At 68.9% G+C, this 1,106-nt stretch carries 1 protein-coding gene; it reads left to right on the forward strand.

Features of this window, described 5'->3' with window-relative positions; translation table 11 throughout:
- The coding region (locus HMPREF7215_RS05265; RefSeq protein ID WP_040550578.1) for a putative dsRNA-binding protein at window positions 1-1,106 on the forward strand (1,106 nt) is incomplete at both ends.

The raw sequence follows: 1,106 nt of genomic DNA on the forward strand, positions 1-1,106 counted from the left end.
CGCGCCCCGCATGAGCGAGGCCGAGCGCTCCGCCGCGGGAAAGCCGATTCTCGTCCGCGACGGCGTGGAATACCGCATCGTCGCCAAAGAAGGCCCCGAACACAAGCCCGTGTTCACCGCCGCGGCGTTCCGAAACGGAGCCCGCGTCGCCGAAGCCGGCGGCCCGTCGAAGAAGGACGCGCTGAAGGCCCTGGTCCGCGAGGTGGGCAAAGCCGCCGCCCGGCAGACGAAGCGCGGCGCCGACGCTTTCAGGGACCTGGAGCTTGCCGGCCTGAAAAACAGCCCCGAGCTGAAAGGCCGCCTGCAAACCTGTTGCGAGCGCCTCGGCATCGGCCAGCCCCATTACGTCGACTTGCCCTCGCCGGGCGGCAAAAATCCGCTGTTCTTCGTGGAGCTGCAGCTGAGCGGCGAGCCGATCGTCAACGGCAGCGGCCAGAGCAAGCGCGCCGCCGGACAGGCCGCAGCCTGGAAAATGCTGCAGCTGCTCGCCGCCGACGCCCTCGGAGAAAGCGAGCGGCTGAACGCCGATCTGCCTCAGCTGCGGACCCGTCTGGAAAGCGCGTTCCGTGCCGTGTGCGAGCGAAGCGGCGAGAAAAAATTGCGCGTCGAGATCGCGTCCGTCGACGGACAGGAAGAGATGCGCCGCGCGCGCGTCTTTTTCGGCGACCGGTTCTGCACCGAAGTGCCAGGTCTCGGCGATGATCAAGCCCGCCTGCTGGCCCTGGTCAGGGCCGTCACGCAGGCCCGGCGCTGGAAAGACGTGCTGAACGAACTGAAACTGAACGGGTCTTCCGGCGCCGCGCCGCAGAACGTCCGCCCCGACCTGCTGCTGGAAGAGCGTCTGAAAAGCTCGCGCCGCGGCCCTTCCGAGATCCTGTCGCTGCGCGCCGGCGGCAGCGAAGACCTGCGCCTGTACCGCACCGGCCTGTTCGTCAAAGGCGATCTGGCCGCCTGCATGACCGCCCCCAGCAAAAAAATCGCCGAACAGGCGCTGGCGTTGCTGCTGCTCGACCGCGCCGCGCTGGGAGCGCCGCTCGTGCCGCCGCTCAAAAAAGAAGCGCCCACCGCCCGCACGGCGCCGAGCGCCCCGCATGAGCGCCGCAAGC

Origin of the sequence: Pyramidobacter piscolens W5455, assembly GCF_000177335.1 — a bacterium.
Taxonomy (GTDB): Bacteria; Synergistota; Synergistia; order Synergistales; family Dethiosulfovibrionaceae; genus Pyramidobacter; species Pyramidobacter piscolens.